Origin of the sequence: Streptomyces sp. NPDC048415 (assembly GCF_040651675.1) — a bacterium.
Lineage (GTDB): Bacteria > Actinomycetota > Actinomycetes > Streptomycetales > Streptomycetaceae > Streptomyces.
In genome coordinates, this window is record NZ_JBEZKJ010000023.1 from 50,309 (window position 1) to 64,830 (window position 14,522).

General features: G+C 69.5%; 15 protein-coding genes and 1 pseudogene. 11 read left to right on the top strand and 5 right to left on the bottom strand.

Annotated features, from left to right (window positions below; genetic code table 11):
* Window positions 1–353: pseudogene (locus AB0D27_RS17700) on the top strand (NAD+ synthase); the annotation flags it as partial.
* A gap of 37 nt (window positions 354–390) precedes the next feature.
* Window positions 391–600 carry a hypothetical protein gene (locus tag AB0D27_RS17705; RefSeq protein ID WP_362508913.1) on the top strand — a complete coding sequence of 70 codons (210 nt, stop codon included), beginning with the start codon at window positions 391–393 and terminating at the stop codon, window positions 598–600.
* A gap of 106 nt (window positions 601–706) precedes the next feature.
* Here the strand turns inward: AB0D27_RS17705 and AB0D27_RS17710 are convergent, their stop codons facing one another.
* Window positions 707–1,327 carry an L-threonylcarbamoyladenylate synthase gene (locus AB0D27_RS17710; RefSeq protein WP_362508916.1) on the bottom strand — a complete coding sequence of 207 codons (621 nt, stop codon included), beginning with the start codon at window positions 1,325–1,327 and terminating at the stop codon, window positions 707–709.
* A 112-nt stretch (window positions 1,328–1,439) separates the two neighbouring features.
* On the opposite strand from AB0D27_RS17710, the gene AB0D27_RS17715 reads away from it, so the two are divergent.
* Together AB0D27_RS17715 and AB0D27_RS17720 are read left to right on the top strand one after the other, a co-directional pair.
* Window positions 1,440–2,513: a dihydrodipicolinate reductase gene (locus tag AB0D27_RS17715; RefSeq protein ID WP_362508919.1), complete on the top strand. Its 1,074-nt coding sequence runs from the start codon at window positions 1,440–1,442 to the stop codon at window positions 2,511–2,513.
* A 9-nt stretch (window positions 2,514–2,522) separates the two neighbouring features.
* Window positions 2,523–3,002 carry a carboxymuconolactone decarboxylase family protein gene (locus AB0D27_RS17720; RefSeq protein WP_362509081.1) on the top strand — a complete coding sequence of 160 codons (480 nt, stop codon included), beginning with the start codon at window positions 2,523–2,525 and terminating at the stop codon, window positions 3,000–3,002.
* A gap of 36 nt (window positions 3,003–3,038) precedes the next feature.
* Here the strand turns inward: AB0D27_RS17720 and AB0D27_RS17725 are convergent, their stop codons facing one another.
* Window positions 3,039–4,682 (bottom strand): GMC oxidoreductase, encoded by a 1,644-nt coding sequence (locus AB0D27_RS17725; RefSeq protein WP_362508922.1) that lies wholly within the window; start codon window positions 4,680–4,682, stop codon window positions 3,039–3,041.
* A gap of 254 nt (window positions 4,683–4,936) precedes the next feature.
* Between AB0D27_RS17725 and kstD the strand changes: the two genes are divergently transcribed.
* Window positions 4,937–6,736: a 3-oxosteroid 1-dehydrogenase gene (gene kstD / locus AB0D27_RS17730; RefSeq protein WP_362508925.1), complete on the top strand. Its 1,800-nt coding sequence runs from the start codon at window positions 4,937–4,939 to the stop codon at window positions 6,734–6,736.
* A 37-nt stretch (window positions 6,737–6,773) separates the two neighbouring features.
* On the opposite strand, the gene AB0D27_RS17735 is transcribed toward kstD, so the two are convergent.
* The gene (locus AB0D27_RS17735; protein ID WP_362508928.1) at window positions 6,774–7,439 is read right to left on the bottom strand and encodes a hypothetical protein; all 666 of its coding nucleotides are present in this window, start codon (window positions 7,437–7,439) and stop codon (window positions 6,774–6,776) included.
* A 490-nt stretch (window positions 7,440–7,929) separates the two neighbouring features.
* Here AB0D27_RS17735 and AB0D27_RS17740 point away from each other — a divergent pair, with 490 nt between their 5' ends.
* The 6 genes from AB0D27_RS17740 to AB0D27_RS17765 all read left to right on the top strand — a co-directional run bounded on the left by AB0D27_RS17740 (window position 7,930) and on the right by AB0D27_RS17765 (window position 11,543).
* A complete protein-coding gene (locus AB0D27_RS17740) occupies window positions 7,930–8,238 on the top strand; it encodes an STAS domain-containing protein (protein ID WP_362508931.1) in 309 nt (102 codons plus the stop codon).
* Between the two features lie 137 nt (window positions 8,239–8,375).
* Window positions 8,376–8,969, top strand: coding sequence for a WHG domain-containing protein (locus AB0D27_RS17745; RefSeq protein WP_362508934.1), 594 nt, complete (start codon window positions 8,376–8,378; stop codon window positions 8,967–8,969).
* 82 nt (window positions 8,970–9,051) lie between these two features.
* Window positions 9,052–10,236 (top strand): GDSL-type esterase/lipase family protein, encoded by a 1,185-nt coding sequence (locus AB0D27_RS17750; RefSeq protein WP_362508937.1) that lies wholly within the window; start codon window positions 9,052–9,054, stop codon window positions 10,234–10,236.
* A 115-nt stretch (window positions 10,237–10,351) separates the two neighbouring features.
* Window positions 10,352–10,783, top strand: a complete 432-nt coding sequence (locus AB0D27_RS17755) for a hypothetical protein (RefSeq protein ID WP_362508940.1) — start codon at window positions 10,352–10,354, stop codon at window positions 10,781–10,783.
* Entirely contained in the window at window positions 10,780–11,373 is a 594-nt protein-coding gene (locus AB0D27_RS17760) for a hypothetical protein (RefSeq protein WP_362508943.1), read from the top strand. The genes AB0D27_RS17755 and AB0D27_RS17760 overlap by 4 nt, the downstream gene beginning before the upstream one ends.
* Window positions 11,374–11,378: 5 nt before the next feature.
* On the top strand, window positions 11,379–11,543 hold the full coding sequence (locus AB0D27_RS17765) for a hypothetical protein (protein WP_362508945.1): 165 nt from the start codon (window positions 11,379–11,381) through the stop codon (window positions 11,541–11,543).
* A gap of 36 nt (window positions 11,544–11,579) precedes the next feature.
* Here the strand turns inward: AB0D27_RS17765 and AB0D27_RS17770 are convergent, their stop codons facing one another.
* Together AB0D27_RS17770 and glpK are read right to left on the bottom strand one after the other, a co-directional pair.
* Window positions 11,580–12,422: an EamA family transporter gene (locus AB0D27_RS17770; protein WP_362508948.1), complete on the bottom strand. Its 843-nt coding sequence runs from the start codon at window positions 12,420–12,422 to the stop codon at window positions 11,580–11,582.
* 572 nt (window positions 12,423–12,994) lie between these two features.
* Window positions 12,995–14,512 carry a glycerol kinase GlpK gene (glpK, locus tag AB0D27_RS17775; RefSeq protein ID WP_362508951.1) on the bottom strand — a complete coding sequence of 506 codons (1,518 nt, stop codon included), beginning with the start codon at window positions 14,510–14,512 and terminating at the stop codon, window positions 12,995–12,997.
* Between the last annotated feature and the right edge of the window lie 10 nt (window positions 14,513–14,522).

The window sequence follows — 14,522 nt, forward strand, 5'->3', positions numbered from 1 at the left end:
GCCTCCTTCGTGGAGGCCAGCCGCGCCGCACTGGACGCGCCGGCGGAGCGGCTGGCCGATGAGGGGTGCGGGGAGCTGCCGGTGGTCGTCGGCTACCTCGACCGCAGCGACGCGGCGCCCGCCACGGGCAGCCCGCCGGCGCGCCGCAGAACGCCGCCGCCGTTCTGCACCGGGGCGAGGGCGTGCTGCGGCTCGCGAAGCACCATCTGCAGAACTATGGCGTCTTCGACGAGGTCCGGTCCTTCGTGCCGGGCGACACGCTCCCCGTGCTGCGGGTGCACGGCGTCGATGTCGCGCTCGCGATCTGCGAGGACCTGTGGCAGGACGGCGGCCGGGTGGCGGCCGCCCGGGCCTTCGGGGAGGTCTGCTGCTCTCAGTGGCAGCCGCGAAGTGCCCGGGATCGGGTACATCCCTGTCAACGCCTTCGTCCTGCACTCCACACAGCCCGTCGTCGTCAACACCGGGCTCGGTCACCCCGACCGGAACTTCCTGGAGACACTCGCCTCGGTGCTGGATCCCGCCGATGTGCGGTGGATCTGGCTCACCCACCCGGACCGGGACCAGGTCTGCCCTCGGCCAGGGGAATCACCGCGGCGATGACCGACACGCTCGGCTCGGCGGCCGGTCAGGCGCCGTTCGTCGGGCCGGACCAGGCGGCACTGGAACAGATGCTGGCCGGGTTCGAACCGGCCGGCGGCCGTGACGGCTACTCGAAGCGGGACGGATCCCCGGCTCCGAGGCGTACGATCTCGGGTTCCCTGCCGGAGAAGTCGACGACGGTCGTCGGCTCGGTGCCGCAGTCACCGGAGTCGATGACCGCGTCGACCACGTGATCGAGCTGCTCCTTGATCTCCCAGCCCTGGGTCAGGGGCTTGTCCTCATGGGGCAGGAGCAGGGTGCTCGACAGCAGTGGCTCGCCGAGTTCGGCGAGGATCGCCTGCGCGACGACATGGTCGGGAATCCTGACCCCGACGGTCTTCTTCTTCGGGTGCAGCAGCCTGCGCGGGGCCTCCTTCGTCGCCGGGAGGATGAAGGTGTAGCTGCCCGGTGTCGCCGCCTTGACCGTACGGAAGACCGCGTTGTCGACACGTACGAAGTGGCCCAACTGCGCGAAGTCCTGGCACATCAGGGTGAAGTGGTGGCGCTCGTCCAGCTGGCGGATCGAGCGGATGCGGTCGAGTCCGTCCCGGTTGCCCAGCTGGCATCCGAGTGCGAAACAGGAATCCGTCGGGTAGGCGATGAGCCCACCGGCACGAACGATCTCGACCACCTGGCTGATGATGCGGCGCTGCGGATTGTCCGGGTGCACGTCGAAGTACTTGGCCATGCGCCGAGCTTAGATCCGCGACGGGGCGCCGCGTTCGACCGGCGTCGAGTGCCGGCATCTTCACCGGTCACGGCACTATGAACCTTTCGCTCCTCTCGCTACCCTCCGCCGCATGATTTCCACGGTGGTCTGGGGAACCGGCAACGTGGGCCGCGCGGCCATCCGTGCCGTGGAGGCCCACCCGGCGCTGAAGCTCGCGGCCGTGCTCGTCCACAATCCTGACAAGGCCGGCCGCGACGCGGGCGAACTCGCCGGGCTCGATCACGATCTCGGGGTCGCCGCGAGCGACGACATCGACGCCGTACTGGCCGCGGGCCCCCGCGCCGTGGTGTACGCGGCGACCGGCGACATCCGTCCCGACGAGGCCCTCGCCGACATCGGCAGGGCGATCCGGGCCGGTGCGGTGGTCGTCACCCCCGCGCTGTACCCGCTCTACGACCAGCGCAACGCCCCGCCGGAGTTCCGGGATCCGGTGCTCGCCGCGATCGAGGACGGCGGCGGCTCGCTGTTCGTCTCCGGCGTCGACCCCGGCTGGGGCAACGACGTACTGCCCCTGCTGATCAGCGGACTGGGCACCAGGGTGGACGCCATCCGCTGCCAGGAGATCTTCGACTACTCCACGTACGAGCAGGAGGAATCCGTCCGCTACCTGGTCGGCATGGGGCAGCCGATGGACTATGAGCCGCTGATGCTCGCGCCGTCCATCCCCACCATGGTGTGGGGCGGCCAGATACGGCTGATGGCCAGGGCACTCGGCGTCGAACTCGACGAGATCCGCGAGACCCTGGACCGGCGCCCGCTCACGGCAACGGTGAACACCCGGACGATGGGCGAGTTCGAGGCGGGCACCCAGGGCGCCGTCCGGTTCGAGGTGCAGGGGATCATCGGGGGAGAGCCCCGGATCGTCGTCGAGCACGTCACCCGCATCCACCCGTCCTGCGCCCCGGACTGGCCGGCGCCGCCCGACGGTGACGGCGCCCACCGCGTGATCATCGAGGGCCGCCCGCGCATCCAGGTCACCGTCGAGGCCACCGACGAGGGCGAGAACCGCTCCGCCGGCGGGAACGCCACCGCCGTGGGCCGGCTGGTGGGCGCCATCGACTGGCTGGTGGAGGCGGAACCCGGACTCTACGACGCGCTCGACGTCCCGCTGCGCCCCGCAGTCGGCAGACTCGGAAGGAAGTGACCCATGACCATGCACATCGACATTCCCGAGGGACAGGAACCGATCGGGTACGTGTGGGGCGAGATGGTCCCCGGTATCGGCATGGCCGCCGCGAACTTCTCCCTGTCGGTGTACGAGCACACGACCCTGGGACTGCGCGAGTTCGAGGCCGCGCGGCTGCGCATCGCACAGATCAACGGATGTCTGTTCTGCCTCGACTGGCGCACCGAGCGGGAAGGGCAGAAGGTCGAGGAGGGGTTCGCGGACGCGGTGACCCAGTGGCGTACCACCGACGCCTTCGACGACCGTACTCGGCTGGCCGCGGAGTACGCCGAGCGGTACGCACTGGATCACCACGGTCTTGCCGACGATTTCTGGACTCGGATGACCGCGCATTACAGCCAGCGCGAGATCGTGGAGCTGAGCATGAGCATCGGCTCCTGGCTGGCGTTCGGCCGGCTCAACCATGTGCTGGGCCTGGACACCGTGTGTGTGCTGCCCACCCACTGAACGGGTCCGGGCCGCTCTCGGTCGGTCCGGCCACCGCTACAGATCGGCGGCGATGATCTTCTCGATGTTCCGTTCGGCGAGCGCGGTGATGGTGACGAACGGGTTGACGCTGGTGTTGCCGGGGATCAGCGAGCCGTCGATGACGTACAGGCCCGAATATCCCTGCAGACGGCCGTAGTTGTCGGTTGCCTTGTTGAGTACCGCGCCACCGAGCGGGTGGTAGGTGAGGTGGTCGCCCCAGATCTTGTAGGTGCCGAAGAGGTCGGTCCGATAGATCGTCCCCTCCGTCGAGTTGATCTTGTCGAAGATCGACTTGGCCATGTCGATGGCCGGTTGCTTCCAGGCGGTCTGCCAGTTCAGGTCGACGTTGCCGGTGGCAGCGTTCCAGGAGAACTGGGCGCGGTTGGGGTTCTTGGTGATGGACAGGTAGAACGAGGCGTACGTCTCGATGCCGGTGGGCAGCGGTGCGACCTCGGCGAACGCCCCTCCGGCGGCCCAGTTGTCGATGCCTCCGCAGGGAATGCTGGCCTGGAGGGCGCCGGTCGGGTCCCACAGGTAGTTGGCGCGACCGCACATGACGTTGCCGTTGTCGCCCCAGCCCTTGCCGATTTCGCCGTTGAGGCCGGGCAGCGCGCCGGTGGCCTTCAGCTTGACCAGCAGCTTGCTGGTGCCGACGCTGCCGGCGGCGAAGAACACCCGGTCCGCGGTCACGGTCTTGGTGGCCGTGGTGTCGCCGGTGGTGTTGATCTGGTCGATGAGGACCGTGTAGCCGCCCCCGGACGCGGGGGAGACCGAAGTGACCTTGTGCAGCGGTGAGATGGTGACCCTTCCGGTGGCCGCGGCCCGGGCGAGGTAGGTCTTCTGCAGGGACTTCTTGCCGTAGTTGTTGCCGTAGAGGATCTCGCCCGCCAGTGCCGACTTGGGGACGGTCCCGGCGGCCTCCCGCTTCATGTAGTCCCAGTCGTACACGTCGGGCACGAAGACGAACGGGAAGCCGGACCGCTGGGCCTGCTTACGGCCCACCCGTGCGTACTGATAGCAGTCGGTGCTGTCGAACCACGTCGGATCGACGGTGGCGACCCCGAGGCCGGCGTTGGCGCGCGGGTAGTACGTCCCGTACATCTCGTCGGCGTTGACCGACGGGAGGACGGCGGCGAAGTTCTCTCGCTTCGGGGTGACCGCCATACCTCCGTTGACCAGTGACCCGCCGCCGACGCCGCGGCCCTGGTACACGATGATCCCGCCCATCTCCTCGGCGTCCAGGATCCCGGTGTAGCGGGGCACGTCCTTGTCGATGGGGAAGCCGAGGAAGTTGCTGATGGGCTGCTTGGTCCTGGTGCGCAGCCAGTACGAGCGGTAGTCCGGGCTGGTCGTGTTGGCGAAGATCTTGCCGTCCGAGCCGGCGGTGTCCCAGGCCATGCCCATCTCGATCATCTGGACGTCGACACCGGCCTGGGCGAGGCGCAGGGCGGCGACGGAGCCGCCGTATCCGGTGCCGATCACCAGGACGGGGACGTGGGCTCCGGAGGGGATCGACGCGGCCGCCGTGACGACCGGCGCCTGCGCCGCGGCGGCGTGACCCGCGAGAGTCACGGCTCCAAGAATAGAACTCGTTCCAGCAATGAATCTGCGACGCGATACACCCCTGGAAGCCTTGTTTTGCTGGGTGGTGTCACTCATGTGACGCTCCTCACTCTCGATGAGTGGGAACAGGTTCTACTGTTGCTTGCGTGTTAAGTCACTACATACCTGTTGGTAACTTCTGTCCGATCTTGGGGTGATCGGCCCACCGCGTCCCGCTTGCTCTTGACTTCACAAGACCCCCGCGCCACATTCCCTGACGCCACATCAGAATCCGTGCAACGGACGCCCGTTGGTGGTTCCCGGAACACAGCACGCCGCCCATTCCCTTCGCCCCGCTGGAGCGCCCTGCCATGTCCACGAGCGCGGATCCCGCCAGACGTAGAGCATCCTCCTCGGCGTGTCCGTCACGGCGCCGGGTGCTCGGCACCGCGACGGGTGCCGGGCTCGCCCTCGCGGCCGGTGTCCAGGCTGTCGCCGAAGCGGCCGACCTGCCTCTGCTGGACACGTACGACGTCGTGGTGATCGGCTCCGGAGCGGCGGGGATGACCGCCGCGCTGACCGCAGCGAAGCAGGGGCTGAGCTGCGTGGTCGTGGAGAAGGCGCCGACGTTCGGAGGCTCGGCGGCACGCTCCGGCGCGGGCATCTGGATCCCGAACAATCCGGTGATCCTCGCCGCCGGCGTCCCCGACACCCCGGCAAAGGCCGCCACCTACCTCGCGGCGGTGGTCGGCCCCGACGTGTCCGCCGACCGCCAACAGGCGTTCCTCGGTCACGGACCCGCCATGATCTCCTTCGTCATGGCGAACAGTCCGCTCCGTTTCCGCTGGATGGAGGGGTACAGCGACTACTACCCGGAGCTGCCGGGCGGACTGCCGGGTGGCCGTTCCATGGAGCCGGAGCAGCTCGACGGGAACATCCTGGGAGCCGAACTCGCCCACCTGAACCCGTCGTACATGACGGTCCCGAGCGGCATGGTCGTCTTCAGTGCCGACTACAAGTGGCTCACGCTCTCAGCGGTCAGCGCGAAGGGCGCCGCCGTCGCCACCGAGTGCCTGGCCCGAGGCACCAAGGCCGCGCTGCTCGGCCAAAAGCCCCTGACCATGGGACAGTCACTGGCGGCCGGCCTGCGCGCCGGACTGCTGGCCGCCAAGGTCCCGGTGTGGCTGAACACCCCGCTGTCCGACCTGTACCTGGACAACGGCGCCGTCACCGGCGCGGTGGTCACCCAGAACGGCACACCCGGCCTGGTCAGGGCCCGGCGCGGAGTGATCGTGGGCTCCGGTGGCTTCGAGCACAACGCGGCCATGCGGGCCCAGTACCAGCGGCAGCCCATCGGCACCGAGTGGACCGTGGGCGCCAAGGAGAACACCGGCGACGGCATCCAGGCGGGCCGCCGGGCCGGTGCCGCGCTCGACCTGATGGACGACGCCTGGTGGGGCCCGGCGATCCCGCTGCCCGACCAGCCCTACTTCTGCCTCGCCGAACGCACCCTGCCCGGCGGGCTGTTGGTGAACGCCGCCGGAGCGCGCTTCGTCGACGAAGCCGCCCCCTACAGCGATGTCGTACACATCATGTACGAGCGTGACGCGGGCGCGCCCGACATCCCGGCCTGGCTGATCGTCGACCAGAACTACCGCGACCGCTACCTCTTCAAGGACGTCGCTCCCACCCTCACCTTCCCCGACGCCTGGTACACCTCGGGCGCCGCTCACAAGGCCTGGACCCTCGACGCCCTCGCCGGACAGATCGGCGTACCCGCGGCCGCCCTGCGCACCACCGTCAGCCGCTTCAACAGCCTCGCCCACAACGGCAAGGACACCGACTTCCACCGCGGCGACAGCGTCTACGACCGCTACTACACGGACCCCGCGATCCTCCCCAACTCCTGCCTGGCGCCCCTGTGGCTCGCCCCGTTCCACGCCTTCAAAATCGTCCCCGGCGACCTGGGCACCAAAGGCGGCCTGCGCACGGACGCCCGGGCACGCGTCCTGCGCGCGGACGGCTCCGTTATCCCCGGCCTGTACGCCGCCGGCAACGCCAGCGCCGCCGTCATGGGCCACAGCTACGCGGGCGCGGGCTCGACGATCGGTCCCGCGATGACGTTCGGCCATATCGCGGCGCTGGACATCGCGGCGGGGTCGGCGGGCTGACAGTGCCCGTCTTCCAATCCGGCGTCGTGCCTGCAGATCAGTACAGCTGGGACGCGGAAGGAGTCACGGCCCGTTGCCGGCCGGGGATGGTGTAGGCGAAGTTGAGAACCGTACGGCGCACGCCGGGGCGGCGTAGTGGGGTGACGCGATGGGCGGTGGTGTCGCTGCGCAACAGGTAGCCGTCGCCGGGCCGGTGGTGGGCACGCTGCGCGGCGCCGCTCTCCAGCGTGTGCAGACCGACGGCGTCTGCAACGTACTCAAGCAGTCCCCCGTCGCCGGGGTGGGCTGGTGCTTCGGTGAACAGCACGAGGGCCAGCGGATAGTCGTCGGTGTGAGCGCCGTGGGTGTCACCCTGCCGGTGCAGGACGTTGACGACGTGTCGTTCGAGCGGGTCGCGCACCGGGACGACGTGAGCGCCCGCGATCCGGCCGAGCAGACCGAGCAGTGACTCGTCGTAGTACAGCCGCGGGATCAGGCCGGACTCCCGGGCGATGACATGTCCGCCGAGGGTGGTCATATGGCGAGGCGAGTCGTCCATGCACTCCATGACGAAGTCCCGCCGCACCGCGAGCCCTGCCAGCCGTCGCACCTCCTCGCCGAGGACCGGCAGTACGTCAGGCGGCACCAGCGTGGGCAGGGGAAGATACCCGTCGGCGGCGAAGCGGTCGCGTAGGACAACGGTGTACTCCGGTAAGGACAACACGGACACGCTCTACCCGGCACCGCCAACGACCAAGCGAGGCTTCTCAGCCATGGCGAGTGGGCGCTCACCGATGTGGAGCGGCGCATCCTGGACGATGGGGTGGTGGCGACCAACTCCCTTCATGGAAAGCCCTGCCGCCACACACCGGGGATTCCTTGTACGTGCGAGTTGCCGTGATCAGTGTGAACCCCTCGGCTCTTGACCACCCCGTCGGCATTGGCCGACATGCTGTCGGAGCCGATCCGATCTGGCAGCCACCGAGAGGTTCTTCACCGGTCCCGGATCGCTGGACGATCTACCTCAGGTCGTGATCCCGTCAAGAGCGGGTGGCTGCACGGCGATCCCGCGCCCTGGCTCCAACTCGACGTCCCGTCCGACCCTCGCCGCGCCCGGCCCGGAAGGTGAATACTGGTGTCACAGCCTGATGTCTGGGGGCAGCGGCGTGCAGAACCCACGTGGTGGGGACAAGAACGGTGAGTCAGGGCCCGCTGTGGCTGCCCTGGAGGTTCGTCCATTGCCGGACCGGCCCGGCGTGCGGGCGGCCGGGGAGGTCAGTCTGACTACGCTCACGGCGTGGGAAGAGGCCCTGGACCGACTGGCCGAGCGCCGTGACAACGAGCTGTACGTCGAGCTGTCGGCGGTCACCTTCATCGATGTGGCCGGTGCGTCGGCGCTGGCGATGACGGCCCAGCGTCTGGACGCCGACCAGCGCCTCTATCTGGATCGGCCCCCCTTCGGGCTGCGTCGCATATTGGACGTGTTCTGGCCCGATCTGCCCACTCTCGAGGTGGTGGCGTAACGGGGACGGCCACCTGCCGCGCCGTCTCTGTCCCTGCGTCTCTGTCGGGTGCCGTGCCAGCCGCTCCTTAAAGGTATGGTTGTTTGCCTAAAGGTATTAGGCAATCGGTAATCAACTATGCCGAACGGGAGGAGGGTGTGGTGCGCGCAGGACTGACCGCGGAACGCCTGACCCGCGCGGGGGCGGAACTGGCCGACCAGGTCGGCTTCGACCAGGTGACCGTCTCGGCGCTCGCCCGGCGGTTCGATGTCAAGGTCGCGAGTCTGTACTCGCACCTGAAGAACTCCCAGGACCTCAAGACCAGGATCGCTCTGCTCGCCCTGGAGGAACTCGCGGACCGCGGCGCCGCCGCCCTGGCCGGGCGGGCCGGCAAGGACGCCCTGACCGCCCTCGCGAACGTCTACCGCGACTACGCCCAGGAGCACCCCGGCCGCTACGCCGCGGCACAGCTGAGGCTCGACCCCGAGACGGCGGCCGCCAGCGCCGGCGGCAGACACGCACAGATGACGCGGGCGATTCTGCGCGGCTACGACCTGACGGAGCCGGACCAGACCCACGCGGTCCGGATGCTGGGCAGCGTCTTCCACGGCTACGTCAGCCTGGAGATGGGCGGAGGGTTCAGCCACAGCGACCCCGACTCGCAGGAAACCTGGTCACGGATCCTGGACGCCCTCGACGCCCTGCTGCGGAACTGGCCGTCCTCGGCGAGTTCGACCTCGCCCTCGGCCTGACCAGGCCCCCCGCACCGGGCTGCGAGGCCGACGGTCGCCCGCGGCATCCCTACCCGCCCCCTTCGATCAACAGGCTGAGAGCATGCACACCGAGTCCAACTGGATCACCACGCCCATCACCGCGGACATCATGCGCGGCGCCCTCGACCTCGAACACACCGCGCACGGTGTGCTGCCGCACCGGCTGCCCGCCCGAGCCCGCGCCCAGTGCGCCGACGGGCAACTGGCCATGGCGGAGTCCCAGCCCTCCGGCGTACGGCTGGTCTTCCGCACCAGGGCCACCGCCGTCGAACTGGACACGCTGCCCACCAAGCGGGTCTACGTGGGCGCCCCGCCCCGCCCGGACGGCGTGTACGACCTGCTCGTCGACGGCCGCCTGGCCGGTCGGGCCGGTGTGACCGGCGGCAACACCCTGACCATCGACCTGACCACCGGATCCGCCAAGAGCGAGCCCGGCCCGGTCGGCACCCTCCGGTTCACCGATCTGCCCGACGGCGCCAAGGACGTCGAGATCTGGCTGCCGCACAACGAGACCACCGAACTCGTCGCGCTGCGTACCGACGCCCCCGTCGAGCCGGTACGGGACCGGGGCCGCAAGGTCTGGCTGCACCACGGTAGTTCGATCAGCCACGGCTCCGACGCCGCCGGCCCCACCGCTATCTGGCCCGCCCTCGCCGCCTCCCTCGCCGGCGTGGAGCTGATCAACCTGGGCCTGGGCGGCAGCGCCCTGCTCGACCCCTTCACCGCGCGCGCCCTGCGCGACACCCCCGCCGACCTGATCAGCGTCAAGATCGGCATCAACCTGGTCAACGCCGACCTGATGCGCCTGCGCGCCTTCGCTCCCGCCGTCCACGGCTTCCTCGACACCATCCGCGAAGGCCGGCCCACCACGCCGCTGCTCGTCGTCTCGCCCATCCTGTGCCCCATTCACGAAGACACGCCTGGCCCCAGCGCCCCGGACCTCACCGACCTCGGCACCGGGCACCTGCGGTTCCGGGCCATGGGTAATCCGGCTGAGGTCGCGAGCGGGAAGCTGACCCTTGGCGTCATCCGCGACGAGCTGGCGCGGATCGTGGAGCAACGGGCCGCCGAGGACCCGAACCTGCACTACCTCGACGGCCGTGACCTCTACGGTGAGGGCGACTCCGCCGAGCTGCCGCTGCCCGACCAGCTCCATCCGGACGCCGCCACCCACCGCCGCATCGGCGAACGCTTCGCCGACCTGGTCTTCACCGGCAACGGCGTCTTCACGGCCCGCAGGACGTGAAACCGTGCGTGGGTGATCCGAAGCGCCATGGGTACTCGCTGCGACGCACGCATGGGCCGACGACAACGCCCTGAAAAGGGGCAGTCGGGCAAAGGGCGCGCGAAGGGAGTCACCCATGGCCCTCACCACACGGTTCGGCACGACTGCGGACGGCCGACGGCGTACGGACGTCGCGGCCAAGCCCCCCAACGGTGACGTGCTCAGCCTGGCGCACGGCCTGTTCAACCTCGTCGGGGGGCTGTGGCCCCTCGTGCACGTACGCAGCTTCGAATGGGTCTTCGGACAGAAGTCCGACCAGTGGCTGCAGCGGACCATGGGCGGGCTGCTCGTCTCCGCGGGGCTCAGCCAGCTGACCGCGGCCGCCACACCCGAAGGGCGTTCGTACGCCAGGCGCACCGGCCTCGGAGCGGCCGTCACGCTGCTTGCCACCGACCTGATCTACGTGCCCCTCGGCCGAATCCGCCCGACCTATCTCCTCGACGCGGCCATGGAGGCGGGATGGGTACGTGCCTGGCTGCGCGCCGACCATTCAAGGAGCACCCGATGAACGACCGCTCGCGCCCCGCCGGGAGTGGCCCGCGGCCCATCCGCTCGGATCTGCTGGGTATCTACCTCAACGACCATCTCGCGGGCTCCGAGGTCGGAGTCCAGCGAGCGCGCCACCTGGCGAGGTCGGTGAGCGGTTCGGCGATCGCGAAAGCCATGGAGCCGATCGCCACCGAGATCGCCCAGGACCGGGCGAGCCTTCTGGAGATCATGCGGCAGCTCGACATCCCGGTGCGCCGCTACAAGGTGTACGCCGGGCGCCTCGCCGAGCGGCTGGGAAGGCTGAAGAGCAACGGCCGCCTCGTACGCCGTTCCCCCCTCACCTCACTCGTGGAGCTGGAACTGCTGCGGCTCGGCGTGGAGGGCAAGGCGGCGGGCTGGCACACGCTGCGTCGTCTCTCCGAGAGTGAAACCCGCCTGGACCCAGGGAAGTTGCACGGTCTGCTCGACCGGGCCCGAGGACAGCTGCGGGTCCTGGAGGAGCTGCGACTCCAGCAGGTGGACGCGGCCTTTCAACACCGGCACGAAGCGAGGACGACCGACCAGCAGACGACGCCCCTGGTCAGCGGCCACCCACATCCGAAGGGCTGATGACGATGACCGACCACACTCCGTCCCAGGCCGAGGGCGAGCCGGACACCGGCACGGGCACCCCGGACCCCGACCAGGCTCACGACACCGGGCACGCGGACCCGGTACGCGACACGCCCTCGCAGGCGGAAGGCGACCGCGGCGACGACGAGGAGACGGCCGAGGAGTGAGGCCGACATGCCGTTGTCGGCAGCTGAGCCGGCTGTTCATCCCAAGCTGAGCAGGATGACGGCGGCGGCCGCGCTGACCAGGCCGGCCAGCTGCGCCCGGGTGACTGTCTCCCGCAGCATCGCGAGTCCGAGGACCGTGGGAATGGCCGGGTACAGGGAGGCCAGTACAACGGCGATGGCCAGCATCTGCTGCTGCGCTGCCCGTAGATAGAGGATGAGGGCGAAGGCCGCCCCCGCACCGATCAGTACGGCTTGGACCTGCAGCGGCCACGGCTGCCGGAACCGGCGCGCGTGCCGCCAAGCGCTCGGCACCAGGAGAATGACGGCGGCGAGGCGGCCGGCGGCCACTGGCCACAGGCCGCTGACCGGGTCGCTCTGAGCGAGTCCGATGTACTGGACGGCCACCCCCAGGCTGGCGATCAAGCCGTCCGCCGACGCGTGTCCGCTCGGCCCGCGGCTCCCGCGGTGAAGGCCTCCTCCCGAGACGAGCCACAGAGCGGGCACGGTGACACAGATGCCCAACCAGGCCGACGCTGTGGGCCGATCGCCCAGGAAGCACACCCCGCACAGCACGGACAGCGCCACCCCGGTGACGGCACTGACGGGGATCACGACGCTCATGTGCCCGCGGCTCAGACCACGGTTGAGGAAATGCATGGCCGCCCCGCTCCCGGCTCCGGACAGCAGGCCCCACAGGACATCGGCGGGCCGCACAGCTTCCGCGGGCAGCGCCAGCGCGGCGACAAGCGCGAGGAGCAGGCCACCGATCTGCCCCAGGAACGCGACGACAGCGAAGTGAACTCGGCGGGACAGCAGACCACCGGCGAAGTCGACGAGGCCGTAGCAGGCCGCCGAAGCCAGCGCGAGAACAGCACCCATCGACTCAAGGTGCCCCTCTGGCCGACAGGGAAGCCTGCCGCACCGATAGTGACGGCTGGATCAGGGCCGGTCCGCCGGTCCGCCGCCGACGGCGGATACGTGAGCCGACGAGCAGCAGGCACAGTACGGAGAATTCCGGCGATGAGGCTGGCGAGGATCAGAGGGGGCCGAGTGGCCGGGCGGTGGTGGTGGTGGCGGCCGCCTGCACGGGCTGTGCCTCAGCGGCGTTGGTTGGGGCGGGCGAGCTGGGCACGGCGACCGGGGCGTCGGTGCTGGGCTGGTGGGTCGCGTCGGCGAGGTCGGCTCGCGGGTGGCGGCCGCTTTCACCACGAGCTGGGGCGGTCTCGCCGGGGTGCACGGTGCAGACATGGCCGTACGACCCCGCCGTGGTGATGGTGTGGCTCCGGGTGCCGCCCTAGTTCCTCCTGACGACTGCGCAAGGGCTGTGACGGCAAGGCGTCGGCCGACGCGAGGATTCCCTGCGGCTACGCGTCAGTTGATGCCCCGCTTCATTGCCCGAATGAATGTGCCCCAAGGCCTGTTGTCTTCACGCCGTCAGTGCCGCGGCTGGACTATTCGACCTTGGCCCAGTCGAGCGTGCGCTCCACCGCCTTCTTCCAGCCCGCGTACCCCTCCGCGCGCTGGTCCTCGGACCACTGGGGCTCCCAGCGCTTGGACTCCTGCCAGTGGGTGCGCAGTTCGTCGGTGTCCTGCCAGAAGCCGGTGGCCAGGCCCGCCGCGTAGGCGGCGCCGAGCGCGGTGGTCTCGGCGACGACCGGACGGCTGACCGGTACGCCGAGTACGTCGGCCTGGATCTGCATGCAGAGGTCGTTGGCGGTCACGCCGCCGTCGACCTTGAGCACGTCGAGGTGGACTCCGGAGTCCTGTTCCATCGCCTCGACGACGTCGCGGCTCTGGTAGCAGATGGCCTCCAGGGTCGCCCGGGCCAGGTGACCGTTGTCGTTGTAGCGGGCCAGGCCCACGATCGCGCCGCGGGCGTCGGAGCGCCAGTACGGGGCGAACAGACCCGAGAACGCGGGGACGAAGTACACGCCGCCGTTGTCCTCGACGGTTCGGGCGAGGGTCTCGCTGTCGGCCGCGTCACTGATGATCTTCATCTGGTCGCGCAGCCACTGCACCGCGGACCCGGTGACCGCGATGGAGCCCTCCAGGGCGTAGATCGCCGGGCTGTCGCCGAACTGGTACGCCACGGTGGTCAGCAGACCGTGCTGCGAACGAACCAGCTCGGTACCGGTGTTGAGCACCAGGAAGTTGCCGGTGCCGTAGGTGTTCTTGGCTTCGCCGGGCGCGTAGCAGACCTGTCCGACGGTGGCCGCCTGCTGGTCGCCGAGCACTCCGCTGATGGGGATGGCGGCGCGCAGCGGCCGGGACGTACGCGTGACACCGAACGCCTCCCGGTGGGACGAGGGATTGATCTTCGGCAGCATCTCCCGGGGCACACCGAAGAAGCCCAGCAATTCGTCGTCCCAGTCGAGGGTTTCGAGGTCCATCAGCATGGTGCGGCTGGCGTTGGTCACATCGGTGGCGTGGATGCCACCGTCGGGCCCGCCGGTCAGATTCCACAGGACCCAGGCGTCCGTGTTGCCGAACAGGGCGTGCCCCTGCTCCGCCGCCTCGCGGACGCCGTCGACGTTCTCCAGGATCCACTGGATCTTGCCGCCGGAGAAGTAGGTCGCGGGCGGCAGCCCCGCCTTGCGGCGGATGACGTCGCCCTGGCCCGAGCGTTCCAGCGCGGCGGCGATGGAGTCGGTACGGGTGTCCTGCCAGACGATGGCGTTGTAGTAGGGACGGCCGTTGCGGGGGTCCCAGACGACGGTGGTCTCACGCTGGTTGGTGATGCCGATCGCGGCCAGGTCGTCCGGGGACAGGTTCCCGTGCCGCAGGGCGTTCTGCATCACCGAGTTGGTGCGTTCCCAGATCTCCACCGGGTCGTGCTCGACCCACCCCGAGCGCGGAAGGATCTGGGCGTGCTCCAGCTGGTGCTTCGCCACCTCGTTGCCGGCGTGGTCGAAGATCATGAATCGGGTGCTGGTGGTCCCCTGGTCCACCGCGCCGACGAATTCCGCCATGGGGTTCCGC

What these genes read in the sequence shown, in the direction of transcription:
- AB0D27_RS17710 (WP_362508916.1), bottom strand. Translation starts at nt 1,327, where the DNA reads ATGGCCAAGTACTTCGACGTGCACCCGGACAATCCGCAGCGCCGCATC.
- AB0D27_RS17715 (WP_362508919.1), top strand. Translation starts at nt 1,440, where the DNA reads ATGATTTCCACGGTGGTCTGGGGAACCGGCAACGTGGGCCGCGCGGCC.
- AB0D27_RS17720 (WP_362509081.1), top strand. Translation starts at nt 2,523, where the DNA reads ATGCACATCGACATTCCCGAGGGACAGGAACCGATCGGGTACGTGTGG.
- AB0D27_RS17725 (WP_362508922.1), bottom strand. Translation starts at nt 4,682, where the DNA reads ATGAGTGACACCACCCAGCAAAACAAGGCTTCCAGGGGTGTATCGCGT.
- kstD (WP_362508925.1), top strand. Translation starts at nt 4,937, where the DNA reads ATGTCCACGAGCGCGGATCCCGCCAGACGTAGAGCATCCTCCTCGGCG.
- AB0D27_RS17750 (WP_362508937.1), top strand. Translation starts at nt 9,052, where the DNA reads ATGCACACCGAGTCCAACTGGATCACCACGCCCATCACCGCGGACATC.
- AB0D27_RS17755 (WP_362508940.1), top strand. Translation starts at nt 10,352, where the DNA reads ATGGCCCTCACCACACGGTTCGGCACGACTGCGGACGGCCGACGGCGT.
- AB0D27_RS17760 (WP_362508943.1), top strand. Translation starts at nt 10,780, where the DNA reads ATGAACGACCGCTCGCGCCCCGCCGGGAGTGGCCCGCGGCCCATCCGC.
- AB0D27_RS17765 (WP_362508945.1), top strand. Translation starts at nt 11,379, where the DNA reads ATGACCGACCACACTCCGTCCCAGGCCGAGGGCGAGCCGGACACCGGC.
- AB0D27_RS17770 (WP_362508948.1), bottom strand. Translation starts at nt 12,422, where the DNA reads ATGGGTGCTGTTCTCGCGCTGGCTTCGGCGGCCTGCTACGGCCTCGTC.
- glpK (WP_362508951.1), bottom strand. Translation starts at nt 14,512, where the DNA reads ATGGCGGAATTCGTCGGCGCGGTGGACCAGGGGACCACCAGCACCCGA.